Origin of the sequence: Variovorax sp. 54, assembly GCF_002754375.1 — a bacterium.
In the GTDB taxonomy this organism is placed as follows: Bacteria; Pseudomonadota; Gammaproteobacteria; order Burkholderiales; family Burkholderiaceae_C; genus Variovorax.
Genome location: NZ_PEFF01000001.1, coordinates 5,172,732 through 5,187,785 on the forward strand (window position 1 = coordinate 5,172,732; position 15,054 = coordinate 5,187,785).

Genomic DNA, 15,054 nt, shown 5'->3' on the forward strand with positions numbered 1-15,054 from the left:
CTCGGATGCAACGGTCTGTGTCGGCGGTGCGCCGTCTGTGCTGTCGGCGCAGGACCACGAGACCCGGGAAACGCGCTACTTGGCGCCGCCCGAATACTTGGTGACGCTGCTCGCCTTCACCTGGTACCCGCTCACGCCCATCATCGAGTCGTTGCGCAGCGTCTGCAGCTTGCCGGTGACCCACACGGTGTCCATGGCGCGGAACTTGGCGCCCTTTTGCGGAATGACGTGCAGGATCTGGTTGGCCGGCGGCGGCGGCGTGTGGATGCAGGCGCCGAAGTAGGGCACGAGCAAAAACTCGGTGACCTCGCCCTTGGCCTCTTCGAGCGGCACGATGAAGCCGGGGATCTTCACCTCCACGCCGTTGAGTGCGGGGTTGGTGGGTGCGTTGTTCGACACCTCCTGCATCTTCATGAGCAGCTCGTTGGCGCGCGGGTCGCCGTCGTCGAGCGTGCTCAGGTCGAGGCCCTTGAAGGCCTTGGCCGGGTCCCAGTCCTTGGGCACCAGCTCTTCCCAGCTGATCTGGCGCGGCTGGCCTGATGCGGCCTGCGGCGCGGCGGCGGCCGGCTTGCCGCCCAGCGGGTTGGTCGCGGTGGTGTCCTTCGGGGCCGGGTCGGCGGCCCAGGCGGCGGCTGCGAGGCCGGCGCCGGCCAGCAGCATCGACAGGGCGGTGAGCACGCGGGGAGTAGGGGTCTTCGTCATGGTCAGATTCTCGGAGAAAGGCCGTCGGCCAGCGACAGGCGGTAGGCCCGGATGCCGGGCAGCAGGCTCGCGAGCCAGCCCGCGACCAGCAGGCTCGCCGTCAGCAGCCATTCGTTCAGTGTAGGTTCGGACAGGCTCAGTGTCAGCCCGAACTGAGCCTGCAGCCATGGCGAGAGCAGGGCGATGCCGAGCACGGCCATGGTCACGCCCAGCAGCACGCCGAGCACGGTGACCAGCGCGCCTTCGAGCGCGAGCAGCGCCAGCACATGGCGCAGGCCCGCGCCCACGGCGCGCAGCACGGCGAGCTCGCGGCGGCGTTCGTTCAGGCCCGCCATCACCACCGACACGAGGCCCGCGAGGCTTACGAGCGCGACCAGTGCCGACATCAGCAGCAGCGCGTTCTCGCCGATGCCGATCACGCTCCACAGCTCGTCGAGTGCCACGCCGGGCAGGATGGCCATCAGCGGTTCGCCGGTGTAGGTGGAAATCCAGCGCTGCACGCCGAACACGGCGGCGCGGTTCTTCAGGCCCACGAGCGCGGCCGTCACGTTCTTCGGTGTGAGGTCGAACTTACGCACCTGCTCGGCCGGGATCTTCACGCCCGGCATCGGCGCGCCACCCACCCATTCGAGGTGAATGGCTTCCATCGCCGCAAGGCCGATGTGCACCGTGCGGTCGACCGGTGTGCCGGTGCGCGCGAGCACGCCCACCACGGTGAAGGGCTTGTCGGCATGCTCGGCCACGTTGAGCTCGCCGCTGCCGTGTGCGAGCGTGATCTTCTGGCCCACGTGGTAGCCGAGCTTGTCGGCAACCTCGGCACCGACCACGGCATCGAACAGCGCGTCGAAGGGCTTGCCTTCGCGCAGCTTCAACGTCTGCCGGTCGCCGTAGCGGAAGTGCGAGAAGTAGTCGGGCGTGGTTGCGAGCACCGAGAAGCCGCGGTGCGAATCGCCGAGCGACAACGGCACCACCCAGTCGACACCGGGGTGCGCCTGCAGCGCCTGCACACTCTTCCACGAGATGTTGTTGGTGGCCGCGCCGATGCGGAACACCGAGTACAGCAGCAGCTGCGTGGAGCCGGTGCGCGCGCCGACGATGAGGTCGGTGCCCGAGACCGACGACGCGAAGTTCTCGCGCAGCTCGGTGCGGATGCGCTCGACACCGAGCAGCAGGAAGGTCGACAGCGCGATGGAGAAGACGGTGAGCGCGAGCGTGAAGCGGCGGTTCCAGGCGCTGCGCCATGCGATCGAGAAGAGTGCCTTCATGCGTCCACCGCCATCGCGCTGCTCGCCGCACGGTTGATCTCCGGCAGCAGCACGTGCCGCGCGAAGCGTGGCGCAATGCGCTGGTCGTGGCTCACGAACACGAGCGCGCTGTGGTTCACGGCGCAGGCCGTGAGCAGCACGTCGAGAAAGGCTTCGCGCCGGTCTTCATCGAGCGCGGAGGTGGGCTCGTCGGCAATGACGACTTCGGGCTGGCCGATGAGCGCACGCGCCGCGGCCACGCGCTGCTGCTGGCCCACGGAGAGCTGCAGCGCCTGGCGCTTCCACAGCGTGCGGTCGAGGCCCATCTGGTCGAGCAGGTGCTCGGCTTCGTCGCGCGAGCTGCCGTTCGAACCGGCGTGTCGTGCAGCCTGCGCTTCGCGCCGCGCCGAGAAGCGGCAGGGCAGCAGCACGTTGTCGAGCACGCTCAGGTACGGCAGCAGGTTGAACTGCTGAAAGATGTAGCCCACGTGCGCCACGCGGCTGCGGTCGCGTTGCGTGCCCGAGAGCTTCGACCAGTCGTGGCCCAGCAGCGTGACGCGGCCTTCGTCGGCCACCAGCACGCCGGCCAGCAGCGACAGCAGCGTGCTCTTGCCGCAGCCGCTCGGGCCGTGCAGGAACACGGATTCACCCGCCGTGATGCGCAGGGCCTCGATATCGATGCACGGTGTCTTCACGCCGGGCCAGGTGAAGCGCAGGGCTTCGGCGGCGAGCACGACGCGCAAGGGCGTGGTCTCGGCCTGCGGGGCGGTGCTCACGCTGTCACTTGCCCAGCGTCAGGCGGGAAGGCTGCGCGGCCTGCGCGCCGCTCGGGCGCTTCAGCTGGCGCTTGAACTGGCCTTGCGCGGAGGCGATCTGCACGTCGATCTGGCGTGCGCCCTTGAAGGCCGAGAACAGGTTCACGTCGACGAACTTCGCGGCGGCGGCCTGGGTGCAGTTGAACGAGAACGAGGCGTCGAGGTCCGCGTGCCCGCTCGATTCGGCGGGGTCGGGGTTGCCCAGGCCGAGCGCGCCGGAGCGCAGGTCGACGGGGCCGAGCTTGCAGTTGGCGGCGGGGTCGATGGTGAAGAGCTTGTCGGCCGCGCGCAACTGGGCGATGGCGGCTTCGACGGTCTTCTTCTCGGCGTCGGTCTTGGGCGCGCGTTCGAAACCGACGATGTTGTCCAGCGGCGATTCCATGGCGATCACGATGGTGGGCCCGTCGATCGCCACGTCGAGCTTGAGCTGGCCATGCACATGCGCGTGCTGTTGCTGGGCCTGTGCGGGAAGGATGGTGGCCGCGAACAGCGCGGCGGCGGTCAGTGCGAAGCCGGAGGACATGCGTCGAAATCGGGTGTGCAGGGTGTGCATCATGGTGCTGCGCCTTGCCGGGTCGGCAGCCCCGGCGTGTTGCTCCATTCGCTCCAGCTGCCGGCATAGAGCGCGGTCGTCCCGAACCCCGCGATCTGCATCGCGAGCAGGTTGGGCACGGCGCTCACGCCGCTGCCGCACTGGTGGACGACGGTCGCCGCATCGCGCCCCGCGAGCAGCGCTTCGAACTCGGCGCGCAGTTGCGCGGCGGGCTTGAACTTGCCGTCGGGACCGATGTTGTCGGCGAAGGGCCGGTTCAGGGCCCCGGGGATGTGACCCGCGATCGGGTCCAGAGGTTCCACCTCGCCGCGGTAACGTGCACCGGCCCGTGCGTCGATCAGCTGCTGGTCAGGTTGGCCGAGCCGACGCACGACGGTGTCGGTGGTCACGAGCTTGGCCAGCGGCTCGCCCTGTACGAAATTCGACTGGAAGCGCGCGGGCTCCTCGCGGTCGGTCACTTCGCCGCCCGCGGCCTGCCAGGCCTGCAGGCCGCCGTCGAGCACGGCCACGGCGTCGTGGCCCATCCACTTGAGCATCCACCACAGGCGCCCGCAGTAGTTGGCGCCGTTGCGGTCGTACACCACGGCCTGCATCTCGTTGGAAAAACCCACTGACGACAGCCAGGTCGCGAACTTCTCGCGGCTGGGCAGCGGGTGGCGTCCGCCCGAGGCGGGCACGCCGTCGTCCTGTGCGACCACCACGTCGCCGTGCGCGCCGGGCAGGCCATGTTTGGCGCTGAGGTCGGTGTCGAGGTTGGCGTACTGCGCGCCCGGGATGTGCGCGGCGGCATACAGCTGCGCGCCGGCGTCGGGCTTCATGAGGTCGAAGCTGCAGTCGAACACCATGAGGGGCGAGTCGCCCTCGCGCAGCTGCCTCAGTTGCTCGGCGGAGATGAGGGTGGTGTACATGGCGAGAGCTCCTTCGAAAAAATGATCGGCGACACGTGCCGTGGCTGCTGCGTTCAGTGTTCCTCGGCCGGCGCCTTCGGCACGGCCCGCTGCCGCAGCACGGTGGCTGCGATGCCGCTGGCGATGATCAGCGCCATGCCGGCCCAGCCGGTGGCGTCGATGCGGTCGTCGAACAGCACCACGCTGTAGAAGGCCGCGAACACGATGCCCGAATATTGCAGGTTGGCGACCACCAGTGTGCCCGCCTGGGTCTTTGCGGTGGCGTAGGCGCGGGTCATGCACAGCTGTCCGAGCGCAGCCAGCAAGCCGATCGGCAGCAGCCACAGCGCATGCTGCCACGTCCACGAGCTGCCGCCCGAAAACCCGGTCGCGGCCGTGGCGAAGGCGCCGGCCACGGCGGAGCCGACCGCAAAGTAGAAGACCGTGCGCAGCTCGGGCTCGCCGATGCGCGACAGCGCCACCACCTGCATGTAGGCAAAGGCAGCCGTGACGCCCGACAGCAGGCCCAGCATGCCCGCGAAGCCATCGCCACCACCGACCGTGGGCCTGAGCATGAGCACCACGCCGGCAAAGCCCGCGAGCACGGTCATCACCAGCGGGCCCTGCAGCGGCGGGCGCTCGATGCGGCCGTCGCGCCCGGGCACCGGCACCCAGGCCAGCAGCGCGCCGCCGACCAGGAAGGCCGCGACCCACACGCTGCTCATGTAGTTGAGCGTGACGGCGGTGGCCAGCGGCATGTGGGCGATGGCGTAGAACCACGCGCCCAGCGACACCACGCCGATGGTGCTGCGCCAGGCATGCATGCCGGGGTACTTGGTGGCGAGCGAGGTGCCGCGGTTGCGCGCCAGCAGCCAGAGGAACACGATGCCGATGAGGCCGCGCCCCAGGACCATCTCACCGCTGTTGAACCATTCCGAGGCAATCTTCACGACCACGCTCATGGTGGCGAACAGAAAGGCCCCGAGCACCATCCACAGCGCTTGCATCGATTGATATCCAGATCAGAAAAAAGAAAGCCCCGGCGGGTGCGGGGCGAGAGAGGCGAGGGTCAGACGGGTTGTGGCTGCATGGCGTTGCGGTACCACTCGTGGAACTGCTGCATGCCGTCTTCCATGGGGCTCTGGTAAGGGCCCGTTTCGTTGTCGCCGCGCAGCATGAGCGCGCGGCGGCCGGCGTCCATGCGCTCGGCGATCTCGTCGTCTTCCACGCAGGTTTCCATGTAGGCGGCCTGCTGGGCCTCGACGAACTCGCGCTCGAAGGCGACGATTTCCTCAGGGTAGAAGAACTCGACCATGTTGAGCGTCCTGGTCGGGCTCACCGGGTGCAGCGTCGACACGGTGAGCACGTGCGGGTACCACTCGATCATCACGTGCGGGTAGTAGGTGAGCCAGATCGCGCCGTACTTCGGCGGCTTGCCGTCGCGGTACTTGAGCAGTTGCTCCTGCCACTTCTGGTAGACCGGGCTGCCCGCGCGGCCCAGGCGGTTGGCCACGCCCACCGTCTGCACCGAGAACTCGGGCTTGAACTCCCAGCGCAGGTCGTCGCAGGTGACGAAGCTGCCCAGGCCGGGGTGGAACGGGCCGACGTGGTAGTCCTCGAGGTAGACCTCGATGAAGGTCTTCCAGTTGTAGTTGCACTCGTGCAGCTCGACGCGGTCGAGCGCGTAGCCCGAGAAGTCGAGGTCGGCCTGCGGGCCCAGGCCCGCCATGTCGGCCGCCACGTCACGGCCGCTGCCGTCGGCGTTCTTCTCGAACAGAAGGCCGTTCCATTCGGTGAGCGGGTAGTTGTGCAGGTTCAGGCACGGGTCCTGGTCGAAATGCGGGGCGCCGATCAGCGTGCCGGTGGTGCGCGCGTCTTTCGCGGCGTAGGTCCAGCGGTGCAGCGGGCAGACGATGTTGCCGCCGGCCTGGGTGTCGAGCTGGCCCCGGCCCTGCAGGATGAGGGCCTGGCGGTGGCGGCAGACGTTCGAAATGAGCTCCACGCCCTTGGGCGTGTGGACCAGCGCGCGGCCCTGGTGTTCCTGCGGCAGGGTGTGGAAGTCACCCGGCTCGGGCACGGCCAGTCGGTGCCCGACGTAGCGGGGCCCTCGCGCGAAAAGGTTCTGCATTTCGCGGGCGTACAAGGCCTCGTCGAAATACGCGGTAACTGGAAGTTGGCTCGCGGCCTGCTGCAGTTGAAGACTTAAATCAGACATGGAGGACCTGACCAAGCTCCCCACAGGGAGAAAAAAAGAAAAAAACGGAAGGCGCCGTCTGCATGGGTGACGGCCCGAAGAGGTGTGCCGGTGACCGGCGGGGGAAGCGGGGATTGTACCCGGGGGGCATTTTTGCGCCCGCCGGGTTTTTGCCTCGCATCTCCGGGCGTCCTACAGGGTGTTGCAAAGGGCGGCGCACACGTGTGCGGGCTGGCCGGCGGTTCGTTGCGCCCCCGCCCTAAAATGCTTCGTTTCATCCACGATTCGTTGCATGCCCAAGGTGCCTTCTCCTTCCACGACCAGCTCGGCGGCCACGCCCGACACCGGGCCGTTGCCCGCCAGCTACGAAGCCGGGCTCCAGGAACTGGAACAACTGGTTGCAGAACTCGAATCGGGCCAGCTGCCGCTGGACCAGCTGCTGGGCAGCTACCAGCGTGGCGCCGCATTGCTCGGCTTCTGCCGCGACAAGCTGCAGGCGGTCGAAGACCAGATCAAGGTGCTCGACGCCGGCAGCCTCAAGCCCTGGACGGCCGAATGAGCGCCGTCCCGATGACTTCCACTGCCACCACCACCGCCCCCTGGGACGCGAAAACGCTGGCCGGCTGGGCCGAGCCTCACCTGGCCACCGTCGAAGCGGCGCTGTCGCGCTGGGTCGGCGTCGATGCGCCAGTGCTGCTGGGCGACGCCATGCGCTATGCCGTGCTCGACGGCGGCAAGCGGCTGCGGCCGCTGCTGGTGCTTGCGGCCAATGAAGCGGTCGGCGGCAACGCCCACGCCGCGCTGCGTGCGGCCTGCGCCACCGAACTCATCCACGCCTATTCGCTGGTGCACGACGACCTGCCGTGCATGGACAACGACGTGCTGCGCCGCGGCAAGCCCACCGTGCACGTGAAGTTCGGCGAAGCCGACGCGCTGCTCGCGGGCGACGCGCTGCAGGCGCTGGCCTTCGAACTGCTCGCGCCCGAAGGCGACGAGGTGCCCGCCGCGATGCAGGCCCTGCTGTGCCGCCTGCTGGCGCGCGCGGCCGGCAGCCAGGGCATGGCCGGCGGGCAGGCCATCGACCTGGCCAGTGTCGGCATCGCACTGAACGAAACCCAGCTGCGCGAAATGCACCGCCTGAAGACCGGCGCGCTGCTGCAGGGCAGCGTCGAGATGGGCGCCGCCTGCGGCACCGTGTCGCCGGCCGCGCTGGCGGCGCTGCGCGACTACGGCGCGGCCATCGGCCTCGCGTTCCAGGTGGTCGACGACATCCTCGACGTCACGGCCGACTCGCACACCCTGGGCAAGACCGCCGGCAAGGACGCCGCGGCCGACAAGCCCACCTACGTGTCGCTGCTTGGCCTGGACGGCGCGCGCGCGCAGGCAAGCCAGCTGCTCGCCGACGCGATCGCTGCGCTGAACAAGAGCGGCCTGCCCGATACCGCCGCACTGCGCGCCCTGGCCCACATGGTGGTCGACCGCGACCGCTGAGAAGAAAAAAGAACCCACCTCCATGGCTCCGCTGCTTCCCACTCTCCACGACCCTTCGCCGATCCGCCAGTACGACCGGGCCCAGCTCAAGCAGCTGTCCGACGAGGTGCGCGCCTGCGTGCTCGACAACGTCTCGCGCACCGGCGGCCACCTGAGCTCCAACCTCGGCACGGTCGAGCTGACGGTGGCGCTGCACCATGTGTTCAACACGCCGCACGACCGGCTGGTGTGGGACGTGGGCCACCAGACCTACCCGCACAAGATTCTTACGGGCCGGCGCGAGCGCATGCCCACGCTGCGCCAGCTGGGCGGCATCTCGGGCTTTCCGCAGAGGAGCGAGAGCGAGTACGACACCTTCGGCACCGCCCACTCGTCGACCAGCATCTCGGCCGCGCTCGGCATGGCCATGGCCGCCAAGCAGAAGGGCGAGAAGCGCCATGCCGTGGCCATCATCGGCGACGGCGCGCTCACGGCCGGCATGGCCTTCGAGGCGCTCAACAACGCGGGCGTGTGCGACTGCAAGCTGCTGGTGATCCTGAACGACAACGACATGTCGATCAGCCCGCCGGTGGGGGCGCTCAACCGCTACCTCGCGCAGCTCATGAGCGGCAATTTCTACGCCGCCGCCAAGAATGTCGGCAAGAGCATGTTGCGCAATGCGCCGCCGCTGTTCGAGCTGGCCAAGCGCCTGGAGCAGCATGCCAAGGGCATGGTCGTGCCGGCCACGCTGTTCGAGCAGTTCGGCTTCAACTACGTCGGCCCGATCGACGGCCACGACATCGACTCGCTGGTGCCCACGCTCGAGAACCTCAAGCACCTGGACGGCCCGCAGTTCCTGCACGTGGTCACGAAAAAGGGGCAGGGCTACAAGCTCGCCGAAGCCGACCCCGTGGCCTACCACGGCCCGGGCAAGTTCGATCCGCAGGTCGGGCTGGTCAAGTCGACCACGGCGGCCAAGCAGACCTTCACGCAGGTCTTCGGCCAGTGGCTGTGCGACACGGCCGCGCACGACGGCCGGCTCGTGGGCATCACGCCCGCGATGCGCGAAGGCTCGGGGCTCGTGGAGTTCGAAAAGCGCTTTCCTGATCGCTACTACGACGTCGGCATCGCCGAGCAGCACGCGGTCACGTTCGCTGCGGGCCTGGCCTGCGAGGGCCTCAAGCCCGTGGTCGCGATCTACTCGACCTTCCTGCAGCGCGCCTACGACCAGCTGATCCACGACGTGGCGATCCAGAACCTGCCCGTGGTGTTCGCGCTCGACCGCGCGGGCTTGGTGGGTGCCGATGGCGCGACGCATGCAGGCGCGTACGACATCCCGTTCCTGCGCTGCATCCCCAACATGAGCATCGCCTGCCCGGCCGACGAGCGCGAGTGCCGCCAGCTGCTGACGAGCGCCTACGAGCAAAGCCACCCGGTGGCCGTGCGCTACCCGCGCGGCGCGGGCGCCGGCACCACGCCGAACCTCACGCTCGACGCGCTGCCCTTCGGCAAGGGCGAGATTCGCCGCGAAGGCCGGCGCATCGCCATCCTCGCCTTCGGCACGCTGCTGTACCCGGCGCTCACGGCGGCCGAATCGCTCGACGCCACCGTGGTCAACATGCGCTGGGCCAAGCCGCTGGACGTCGAATTGCTGTTGCAGGTCGCGGGCACGCACGACGCGCTCGTCACGCTCGAAGAGGGCGCCATCATGGGCGGCGCGGGCAGTGCGGTGGTCGAGGCCCTGCAGGCTGCCGGCGTCCAGAAGCCGGTGCTGCAGCTGGGCCTGCCCGACCGCTTCATCGAGCACGGCGATCCGGCCAAGCTGCTCGCATCGATCGGTCTCGATGCCGACGGCATTGCCGCCGCAATCAAGAAACGCTTCGTTTGACAAGAGGTCGCAGGGTAAACCCCCGCCGACCGCCTGTAAGCGCGTTTTTACAATCAAAAGGACTCACAAAAGTCCCTGACGCGGTCACAAGCCGCGTTTTGTTTTTTCCAAAGCACTCGGAGTGAATTCAATGGATCGTCGTTCCCTCATCAAAAACGCGGGCATCGCCGGCGTTTTGGCCGCTGGCATCGCACCTGCCGTCCATGCGCAGGCCGCGGTTCGCTGGCGCCTGGCCTCGAGCTTCCCCCGCTCTCTGGACACCATCTTCGGCAGCGCTGAAATGCTCTCGAAGACGGTCAAGGCCCTGTCCGGCGGCAAGTTCGAAATCTCGGTGCACCCCGCCGGCGAGCTGATGCCCGCATTCGGCGTGGTCGATGCCCTGCAGGCCGACACGCTCGAAATGGCGCAATCCGCCGCCTACTACTTCACCGGCAAGGACCCGATCTTCGCGTTCAGCTGCGCTGTTCCCTTCGGCCTCACGGCCCGCCAGAACGACTCGTGGAAAGAGTACGGCAACGGCCGCAAGCTGCTCGACGCCTTCTTCGCGCAGTACAACTTCCGCACCGCCAGCGCCGGCAACACCGGCACGCAGATGGGCGGCTGGTACCGCAAGGAAATCAAGACCGTCGAAGACCTCAAGGGCCTGAAGATGCGCATGGGCGGCGGCGTGTTCGGCGAGGCCATGGCCAAGCTGGGCGTGGTGTCGCAGAACATGCCGGCCGGCGACGTGTACCAGTCGCTCGAAAAGGGCACGCTGGACGCCGCCGAATTCGTCGGCCCGCACGACGACGAAAAGCTGGGCTTCAACAAGGTCGCTCCGTTCTACTACTACCCCGGCTGGTGGGAAGGCGGCGCCGACCTCGAGTTCTTCATCAACAACAAGGCGTTTGCCAAGCTGTCGGACGAGAACAAGGCCATCCTCGAAGCCGCGACCAAGGTTGCCGCACGCGACATGACCGCCAAGTACGACGCCTACAACCCCGTGGCACTGAAGCGCCTCGTGGCTGCCAAGACGCAGCTCAAGGCCTTCCCGAAGGCCGTGATGGACGCCGGCTTCAAGGCCTCGATGGAAGTGTTCGCGCTTCACGAAGGCAAGTCGCCCGAGTTCAAGAAGATCCACCAGGACATGCGCGCCTTCCAGCGCGACCAGATCCTGTGGAACCGCTTCTCGGAGTACCCGTTCAACCAGTACATGAACTCGGTCAAGATCTGACGATCTGCTGAGGCTTCATTGAAAGGCCGGTCTGCGCAAGCAGGCCGGCCTTTTTCTTTGGCGCGCGTTGTTCACGTCTTTCGCGCGGGCATGAAAAAAGCCCCCGGGGTCGGGGGCTTTGGCTTGAGAAGCGGAGGTCGTTCAGGGCTTCTGCGGCGGCGACTTCAACGCGTCCTGCATCGCCTTCATCGGATCGGTCTCGCCGGTCTCGGCCGCCGGCTCGGGCGTCGAAGACGGGGCGGCTGCAGGTGCGGCAGGTGCCGCGCCTTCCGCGCCCGGCACTTCGACCTTCGGCTCGGATTCTTCGGCGCCGCCGTACGGGTCGGCTGCCGGTTGGCCTTCTTCGGGCTTCAGGCTGTCGCGCATCTGCGCACCGATGTCGTCGAGGTTGACCTTCACTTCCTTGTCGAGGCTGCCCGTCACGATCTGTGGGAAGGCGATCAGCACGCCCACCATCGTCAGCTGGATCAGCACGAAGGGAATCGCACCCTTGTAGATCTGCATCGTGGTCACGGGCTCCATGACCTTCTGCGTGACGCGGTCCACGTACTGCTTCTCGGGGGCGACCGAGCGCAGGAAGAACAGCGCAAAGCCGAAGGGCGGGTGCATGAACGAGGTCTGCATGTTCACCGCCAGCAGCACGCCGAACCAGATCAGGTCGATGCCCATCTTGTGCGCCACCGGGGCCAGCAGCGGCACCACGATGAACGACAGCTCGAAGTAGTCGAGGAAGAACGCCAGGAAGAAGATCAGCACGTTCACCGCGATCAGGAAGCCCACCGGGCCGCCGGGCAGCGAGGTCAGCAGGTGCTCGACCCAGATCGGGCCGTCGGCGGCCTGAAACACCAGGCTGAACACCGTGGCGCCGATCAGGATGAACATCACGAAGCTGGACAGCCGCGTGGTCGAGCCCAGCGCCTGCTTGAGCAGCGAGAAGCTCATGCGACGGCGCACCCAGGCCATGATCAGCGCGCCCATGGCGCCCATCGCGCCGCCTTCGGTCGGCGTGGCCACGCCCAGGAAGATGGTGCCCAGCACCAGGAAGATCAGCAGCAGCGGCGGGATCAGCACGAAGGTGACCCGTTCGGCCAGGCGCGACAGCAGGTTGAGCTTGAGGCCCTTGTTGATCAGCGCGATCACCAGCGCCACGAACACGCCGCCGCACATGGCGACCACGACCTTCTCGTCGGTGGCCACGAAGGTCACGGGCTCGCCCTGGAACCAGGTGTGCACGGTCTCCATGTTGCGCGCCAGGAACACGGCCACGACGGCCGACAGCGCGGTGATGCCCACCAGCGAGGCGTAGCCGCCACCGCCGTTGGGTTCGCGGAAGGTGCGTGCCTCGGGCGGCAGCGCCGGCACCTGCGCGGGCTTGAAGATCGCGAGGAACACCACGTACAGCACGTACATGCCCATCAGCATGAAGCCGGGCAGGAACGCGCCCTTGTACATGTCGCCGACGCTCTTGCCGAGCTGGTCGGCCATGATGATCAGCACCAGCGAGGGCGGAATGATCTGCGCCAGCGTGCCCGAGGCGGCGATCACGCCGCTGGCCAGGCGCCGGTCGTAGCCGTAGCGCAGCATGATGGGCAGCGAGATCAGACCCATCGAGATGACCGAAGCCGCCACCACGCCGGTGGTGGCCGCCAGCAGCGCGCCGACGAAGATCACCGCCAGGGCAAGGCCGCCGCGCATCGGGCCGAAGACCTGGCCGACCGTGTCGAGCAGGTCTTCCGCCATGCCGCTGCGCTCCAATATGAGCCCCATCAGCGTGAAGAAGGGCACCGCGAGCAGCGTGTCGTTGGCCATGATGCCGATGAGCCGCTGCGGCAGCCAGGCCATGACGGAGGCCTGGAACACGCCCAGCTCGATACCCACGAGCCCGAAGAACAGGCCGCAGGCGCCGAGGCTGAACGCGACGGGAAAGCCCAATAGCAGGAAGCAGATCAGCCCCGCGAACATGATCGGGGCGAAATTGGCAACAATGAATTCCATGGTGTCTTTTCTGCCTTGGCCGTTCAGTGCTGGGGCTTGGCCGCGGCGGCGTCCGCCTCGGCCTGGCGACGCAGCGCCTCGATGAGTTCGTCTTCGGCGGTCTTGTCGGTCAGGCGGCCCATCGGGTCAGGACCTTCGCCGCGCAGGAACGCGATGCGCTTGATGAGTTCCGACCAGCCCTGCAGCATCAGCAGCACGAAGCCCACCGGCAGTGCCACCCACACCGGCCAGCGGATCAGGCCGCCCGAGTTGCCGGACATCTCGCCCGACTGGTACATCTGGATCACCACCGGCATCGACAGCCACAGCACCGTGACGCACAGCGGCGTCAGGAAGAGGGTGAAGCCGACGATGTCGATCCACACCTGCGTGCGCTTGGACAGGCGGCTGTTCAGCACGTCGATGCGCACGTGTTCCCGCTGCAGCAGCGTGAGGCCGGCGGCCACCAGGAACGACCAGGCAAAGAGGTACCACTGCACTTCGAGGAAGGCGTTGGAACTGGTGTTGAAGACCTTGCGGACGATCGCGTTGAGGGCGCTGATCACCGTGGCGGCCAGGATGAGCCAGATGGCGTATTTGCCGACCTGGGCATTGAGCCAGTCAATGGCCCGGGACAGCTTGAGCAAGCCTTGCATTACATCTCCATTTTTGTATTGGATGCCCCGATACGACGGCACCCGACGCACTGGCTTTGTGTGCCAACGGGTCGGGTGCAAGAGGCGGCACGGATTCTATCGGTGTACGCGGAAAGTTCTTTCGGGGCCTACCCAGGGCTGCGCCGGTGGCCATAATGCGACATGGCCCAGACTCCGCGCCCTCCACCGGCCCCGGCGGCAGCGGGCCCGCTGTCGATCGACTCCCCCGACATGCGCCGCGCCGGCCGCGACCTGCTTTCGCTGGCCCTCATCGACGCCCGCAACCACACGCTGCACCTGCTGTCCCTGTTCGAACAGGCGCTGGGCGAAAGCATGCGCGTGGCGCAGCAGCCGGCGGTGGTGCCGCCGGTCTGGCTGGCGGGCCACATCGGCTGGTTCGCCGAATGGTGGATCGGGCGCAACACCCAGCGCGCCTTCGGCATCGACTGCCCCGTGCGCCCCACGCGGCTGGCTGCCATCGACCCCGACGCCGACGACTGGTGGAACCCCGCCCAGGGCGCGGCCGATCGTTGCTGGTCGCCCGACCTGCCGGGCCTGGGCCAGACCAAGGCCTACCTGCTCGAAACCCTCGAGAGCACGCTCGAACTGCTCGAGAACGCCGCCGAGACCGACGCCGGCCTGTACTTCTACCGGCTCGCGCTGTTCCATGAAGACCTGCGCGGTGAACAGCTCGTGGTGCTGGCGCAGACGCTGGGCCTGCCGCTGAACATCGAGCCGACGCCCGTTGCCGTCACGCGCGAGCCGCTGCTGCTGCCGGCCACGCGCTGGGAGCTCGGCCTGCCCGAACACAGCGGTTTCCTGTTTGCGCAGGAAGGCGGGGCGCACCGCGTCGACGTGCCCGAGTTCGAGATCGACGCCCAGCCCGTCACCTGGGACCAGTACATCGAGTTCGTCGACGACGGCGGCTACGACCGCGAGGAGCTGTGGCACAGCGACGGCTGGCGCTGGCTCGCCGCGCAGACCGAAGGCCGGCGCGGACCGCGCCACGTGGAGCAGATCGGCGTGGCCCGCAACGGCACGGGCGGTTCGGTGCTGCAGCAGCGCTTCGGCGTCACCGTGCGCGCGGCCGGGCACCACAGCGCCGTGCACCTGAGCTGGTGGGAGGCCGACGCTTGGGCGCGCTGGGCCGGCCGGCGCATCGCGACCGAGGTCGAATGGGAAATCGCGGCCCACACGGCCGCGCGGCGCGGCTTCCGCTGGGCCGATGTGCACGAGTGGACCGCAGGCACGCTGCAGCCCTGGCCGGGCTTCCGGGCCGACCCGTGGAGCGCGGGCGGTGAGTTCGACCCGGTGGCTGCATTCGGCCGGGCGCGGGTGCTGCGCGGCGCTTCGTTCGCGACCCGCGCGCGCCTGCGCTCACCGCGCCGCCGTGGCTTTGCGCTGCCTGATTCCGACGACGGCTTCTTCGGCTTCCGCACCTGCGCGGTGTAGCGCGCC

The 15,054-nt window shown here is 68.0% G+C and carries 14 protein-coding genes; 5 read left to right on the plus strand and 9 right to left on the minus strand.

The features are described 5' to 3' along the window. Positions 1-75 precede the first annotated feature (75 nt). The 7 genes from CLU95_RS23740 to CLU95_RS23770 form a co-directional block, all read right to left on the minus strand. Positions 76-702 carry a DUF3299 domain-containing protein gene (locus CLU95_RS23740; RefSeq protein WP_099795865.1) on the minus strand — a complete coding sequence of 209 codons (627 nt, stop codon included), beginning with the start codon at positions 700-702 and terminating at the stop codon, positions 76-78. 2 nt (positions 703-704) lie between these two features. Then, positions 705-1,967, minus strand: a complete 1,263-nt coding sequence (locus CLU95_RS23745; protein WP_099795866.1) for an ABC transporter permease — start codon at positions 1,965-1,967, stop codon at positions 705-707. Then, positions 1,964-2,722 (minus strand): ABC transporter ATP-binding protein, encoded by a 759-nt coding sequence (locus tag CLU95_RS23750; protein ID WP_099795867.1) that lies wholly within the window; start codon positions 2,720-2,722, stop codon positions 1,964-1,966. The genes CLU95_RS23745 and CLU95_RS23750 overlap by 4 nt, the downstream gene beginning before the upstream one ends. A 4-nt stretch (positions 2,723-2,726) precedes the next feature. After that, on the minus strand, positions 2,727-3,284 hold the full coding sequence (locus CLU95_RS23755; protein ID WP_257214709.1) for a DUF2796 domain-containing protein: 558 nt from the start codon (positions 3,282-3,284) through the stop codon (positions 2,727-2,729). Positions 3,285-3,313: 29 nt separating this feature from the next. Beyond that, complete coding sequence (locus CLU95_RS23760; protein ID WP_099795868.1) at positions 3,314-4,222, minus strand: sulfurtransferase; 909 nt, start codon at positions 4,220-4,222, stop codon at positions 3,314-3,316. A 53-nt stretch (positions 4,223-4,275) separates the two neighbouring features. Continuing rightward, complete coding sequence (locus tag CLU95_RS23765; RefSeq protein WP_257214710.1) at positions 4,276-5,208, minus strand: DMT family transporter; 933 nt, start codon at positions 5,206-5,208, stop codon at positions 4,276-4,278. Positions 5,209-5,270: 62 nt separating this feature from the next. Further along, positions 5,271-6,416 carry an aromatic ring-hydroxylating oxygenase subunit alpha gene (locus CLU95_RS23770; protein WP_099795869.1) on the minus strand — a complete coding sequence of 382 codons (1,146 nt, stop codon included), beginning with the start codon at positions 6,414-6,416 and terminating at the stop codon, positions 5,271-5,273. Between the two features lie 271 nt (positions 6,417-6,687). On the opposite strand from CLU95_RS23770, the gene xseB reads away from it, so the two are divergent. The 4 genes from xseB (at position 6,688) to CLU95_RS23790 (ending at position 10,966) form a co-directional block, all read left to right on the plus strand. After that, a complete protein-coding gene (gene xseB / locus CLU95_RS23775) occupies positions 6,688-6,954 on the plus strand; it encodes an exodeoxyribonuclease VII small subunit (RefSeq protein WP_099795870.1) in 267 nt (88 codons plus the stop codon). 11 nt (positions 6,955-6,965) lie between these two features. Continuing rightward, on the plus strand, positions 6,966-7,886 hold the full coding sequence (locus CLU95_RS23780; RefSeq protein WP_099795871.1) for a polyprenyl synthetase family protein: 921 nt from the start codon (positions 6,966-6,968) through the stop codon (positions 7,884-7,886). 22 nt (positions 7,887-7,908) lie between these two features. Further along, entirely contained in the window at positions 7,909-9,753 is a 1,845-nt protein-coding gene (gene dxs / locus CLU95_RS23785; RefSeq protein ID WP_099795872.1) for a 1-deoxy-D-xylulose-5-phosphate synthase, read from the plus strand. A 130-nt stretch (positions 9,754-9,883) separates the two neighbouring features. Further along, positions 9,884-10,966, plus strand: a complete 1,083-nt coding sequence (locus CLU95_RS23790; protein ID WP_099795873.1) for a TRAP transporter substrate-binding protein — start codon at positions 9,884-9,886, stop codon at positions 10,964-10,966. 141 nt (positions 10,967-11,107) lie between these two features. Here CLU95_RS23790 and CLU95_RS23795 read toward each other — a convergent pair whose 3' ends face one another. Both CLU95_RS23795 and CLU95_RS23800 read right to left on the minus strand, forming a co-directional pair. Further along, positions 11,108-12,961: a TRAP transporter large permease gene (locus CLU95_RS23795; protein ID WP_099795874.1), complete on the minus strand. Its 1,854-nt coding sequence runs from the start codon at positions 12,959-12,961 to the stop codon at positions 11,108-11,110. A 23-nt stretch (positions 12,962-12,984) separates the two neighbouring features. Then, positions 12,985-13,596, minus strand: a complete 612-nt coding sequence (locus CLU95_RS23800) for a TRAP transporter small permease subunit (protein WP_099795875.1) — start codon at positions 13,594-13,596, stop codon at positions 12,985-12,987. Positions 13,597-13,758: 162 nt separating this feature from the next. Between CLU95_RS23800 and CLU95_RS23805 the strand changes: the two genes are divergently transcribed. Beyond that, positions 13,759-15,048, plus strand: a complete 1,290-nt coding sequence (locus CLU95_RS23805) for an SUMF1/EgtB/PvdO family nonheme iron enzyme (RefSeq protein ID WP_099795876.1) — start codon at positions 13,759-13,761, stop codon at positions 15,046-15,048. Positions 15,049-15,054 lie beyond the last annotated feature (6 nt).

Excerpts from the sequence above, each read along its gene's own strand:
- xseB (WP_099795870.1), top strand. The coding sequence starts at position 6,688 with ATGCCCAAGGTGCCTTCTCCTTCCACGACCAGCTCGGCGGCCACGCCC.
- CLU95_RS23805 (WP_099795876.1), top strand. The coding sequence starts at position 13,759 with ATGGCCCAGACTCCGCGCCCTCCACCGGCCCCGGCGGCAGCGGGCCCG.
- CLU95_RS23765 (WP_257214710.1), bottom strand. The coding sequence starts at position 5,208 with ATGCAAGCGCTGTGGATGGTGCTCGGGGCCTTTCTGTTCGCCACCATG.
- dxs (WP_099795872.1), top strand. The coding sequence starts at position 7,909 with ATGGCTCCGCTGCTTCCCACTCTCCACGACCCTTCGCCGATCCGCCAG.
- CLU95_RS23790 (WP_099795873.1), top strand. The coding sequence starts at position 9,884 with ATGGATCGTCGTTCCCTCATCAAAAACGCGGGCATCGCCGGCGTTTTG.
- CLU95_RS23760 (WP_099795868.1), bottom strand. The coding sequence starts at position 4,222 with ATGTACACCACCCTCATCTCCGCCGAGCAACTGAGGCAGCTGCGCGAG.
- CLU95_RS23745 (WP_099795866.1), bottom strand. The coding sequence starts at position 1,967 with ATGAAGGCACTCTTCTCGATCGCATGGCGCAGCGCCTGGAACCGCCGC.
- CLU95_RS23800 (WP_099795875.1), bottom strand. The coding sequence starts at position 13,596 with ATGCAAGGCTTGCTCAAGCTGTCCCGGGCCATTGACTGGCTCAATGCC.
- CLU95_RS23755 (WP_257214709.1), bottom strand. The coding sequence starts at position 3,284 with ATGTCCTCCGGCTTCGCACTGACCGCCGCCGCGCTGTTCGCGGCCACC.
- CLU95_RS23740 (WP_099795865.1), bottom strand. The coding sequence starts at position 702 with ATGACGAAGACCCCTACTCCCCGCGTGCTCACCGCCCTGTCGATGCTG.
- CLU95_RS23770 (WP_099795869.1), bottom strand. The coding sequence starts at position 6,416 with ATGTCTGATTTAAGTCTTCAACTGCAGCAGGCCGCGAGCCAACTTCCA.
- CLU95_RS23795 (WP_099795874.1), bottom strand. The coding sequence starts at position 12,961 with ATGGAATTCATTGTTGCCAATTTCGCCCCGATCATGTTCGCGGGGCTG.
- CLU95_RS23780 (WP_099795871.1), top strand. The coding sequence starts at position 6,966 with ATGACTTCCACTGCCACCACCACCGCCCCCTGGGACGCGAAAACGCTG.